1 protein-coding gene is annotated in these 2,963 nt (G+C 68.4%); it reads left to right on the top strand.

The genetic code is table 11. The features are described from left to right. On the top strand, positions 1–2,963 hold a 2,963-nt coding region (locus G4D86_RS51085), incomplete at both ends, for a condensation domain-containing protein (protein WP_164002996.1).

The following is a 2,963-nucleotide window of genomic DNA, read 5'->3' as shown; positions in this document are numbered from 1 at the left end:
GCTGGCCGGTGGTGACGTGCTGCCCGTGGGCCGGGTGAAGGAACGGCTCGCTGCTGGTGGAGTCCTCATCAACGGGTACGGCCCGACGGAGAACACGACGTTCTCCGCGTGCTACCGGATGGAGGGCACACAGGAGCTGGGCGCTTCGGTGCCCATTGGCCGTCCCATCACCAACACGCAGGCGTACGTGCTGGACGGGGCGATGCAGCCGGTGCCCGTTGGAGTGCCGGGCGAGCTGTACGTGGGAGGAGAAGGCCTGGCGGTGGGGTACGTGGGCCGGCCGGAGCTGACGGCGGAGCGCTTCGTGCCCAGTCCCTTCGGAGACGGTGCACGCCTGTACCGCACGGGCGACGTGGTGCGCTGGCGCGTGGACGGGACGCTGGAGTTCCTGGGCCGTCGAGACATGCAGGTGAAGGTGCGCGGCTTCCGCATCGAGCTGGGCGAAGTGGAGGCAGCACTGGCGCAGCATCCGGGTGTCGGCGAGGCCGTCGTCGTCGCGAGGGAGGACGGCACCGAGGGCAAGCGCCTGGTGGCGTATGTGACGCCGAAGGAGGGCGCGGCGCTGGAGGCCAGCGTCCTGCGTACGAGCCTGAAGCAGCGGCTACCGGAGTACATGGTGCCGTCGGCATTCATGGTGCTGGACGCGCTGCCGCTGACGCCGAACGGCAAGGTGGACCGCAAGGCCCTGCCCGAGCCGACGGCCTCGAGCAACACCGCCAGCGCCGGGTACGAGGCACCGCGCACGCCTACCGAGGAGCTGCTCGCAGGGCTCTTTGAGCAGGTCCTCGGAGTCGAGCGCGTCGGCACGAAGGACAACTTCTTCGAGCTGGGCGGGCACTCCCTGCTGGCCACGCAGGTCGTCTCGCGGATTCGCGGCACGTTTGGTGTCGAGCTCCCACTGCGTGCGCTCTTCGAGGCGCCCACGGTGGCGGCACTCGCCGACCGGACCGAGCACGCGGCACGTGCGGGTCATGCGCTGACGGCGCCTCCGCTGAAGCCGCGTACGGAACGGCAGGCGGTGCTGCCACTGTCGTTCGCGCAGCAGCGACTGTGGTTCCTTGACCGATTGGAACCGGGAAGCGCCTTCTACAACGTGCCGGCCGTGGTGCGTGCGAAGGGCGCGCTGGACGTGGGTGTGCTCCAGCGGAGCTTCGAAGAGCTGGTCCGCCGGCACGAAGCGTTGCGCACGACCTTCGGTAGCAGGGACGGGAAGCCTGTCCAGGTCATCTCAGCGGAGCCGTTGCTCGCCTTCGAGGTGAAGGACCTGGGCACGGTGCCGGAAGACGCGCGCGAAGCAGAGGCCATGCGGCTCGTAGAGGAGGAGTCGCAACGGCCCTTCGACCTGGAGCACGGGCCGCTGCTGCGGATGAGGCTGCTGCGAGTGTCCGAACAGGATCACGTGCTGGTGCTGGTGACGCACCACATCGTCTCGGATGGCTGGTCGATGAACGTCCTCGTGCGCGAGATCGCCGCGCTCTACGAGGCGTTCTCGGAAGGCCGCACGTCCCCGCTGCCGGAGCTGGCGGTGCAGTACGCGGACTACGCGGTGTGGCAGCGTGAGTGGCTCAAGGGCGAGGTGCTGGAGGCACAGCTCGGGTACTGGACGCAGCAGCTCGAAGGGGCCACCCGCGCACTGGAGCTGCCGACAGACCGGCCGCGACCGGCGGTGCAGACCTTCCGCGGAGGACACGTCGAGGTCCAGTGGTCGAAGCGCTTGTGGGACGGCGCGAAGACGCTGGCGCAGCGCGAGGGAGCAACGCCGTTCATGGTGTTGCTGGTGGCATTCCAGACGGTGCTGTCACGCTACTCGGGACAGGAGGACGTGAGTGTGGGCGCGCCCATCGCGGGGCGCACACAGGCGGAGACGGAAGGGCTGATTGGCTTCTTCGCCAACATGCTGGTGCTGAGGGCGCGGCTGGACGGCAACTCCAGCTTCCTGCAACTGCTGAGGCAGGTGAGGGAGACGACGCTGGGAGCATACGCGCACCAGGAGGTGCCGTTCGAGAAGCTGGTGGAGGAGCTGCAGCCGGAGAGAGATCTGAGCCGCAGCCCGCTGTTCCAGGTGACGCTGACGCTGCAGAACACGCCGACGACGGAAGTGAAGCTGAGGCAGGGGCTGACGCTGACGGGAGTGGAGTCGGAAGACAGGACGTCGAAGTACGACCTGTCGCTGGTGGTGCAGGAGGTGCCGCAGGGAGTGGCGGCGGCGGTGAACTACAACAGCGACCTCTTCGACGCGGCGACGATGGAGCGGTTGTTGAGGCACCTGCACGCGCTGCTGGAAGCGGCAGTCACCCATCCGGAGCAGCGGCTGGAAGCACTGCCGCTGATGGACGCGGAAGAGCGGCGACTGGTGGAGCAGTGGAGCGGTCGGGCCGTGGAGTACCCGCGAGAGGTCGGCCTGCACGCGTTGTTCGAAGCGCAGGTGCAGCGAACGCCGCAGGCCGTGGCCGTGGAGTACGCGGGCCAGCGACTGACGTATGAGGCGCTCGACCGCAGGGCCAACCAACTGGCGCACCACCTGAAGGGGATGGGAGTGGGGCCCGAGGTACGGGTGGGCCTGTGCGTGGAGCGCTCGCTGGAGCTGGTGGTGAGTGTGCTGGGCATCCTCAAGGCCGGTGGTGTGTACGTGCCGCTGGACGCGAGCTACCCGCTGGAGCGCCTGTCCTGGATGAAGCGCGAGGCGGGAGTCGCTGTCCTCGTCACCCAGGAGAAGTTGGCCGACGAGATTGCCGAAGGCAGCGAGCTGCTGGTGTGCGTGGATTCGGACTGGGACGTCATCGCGCGCCAGCCCGAGAGTCGCCTGTCGCCCATGGTGGGCGGTGAGAACCTGGCGTACGTGATGTTCACGTCGGGAAGCACGGGCCGCCCGAAGGGTGTGGGCGTGCCGCACCGAGCGGTGTCCCGGTTGGTGCTGGGCACGGACTTCGCGCACTTCGGGCCGGAAGAGGTGTGGCTGCAGT

It is taken from the genome of Pyxidicoccus caerfyrddinensis (assembly GCF_010894405.1).
GTDB lineage: Bacteria > Myxococcota > Myxococcia > Myxococcales > Myxococcaceae > Myxococcus > Myxococcus caerfyrddinensis.
Note: the sequence above shows the minus strand (reverse complement) of the source record. Positions and strands in the feature narration are given on the sequence as shown.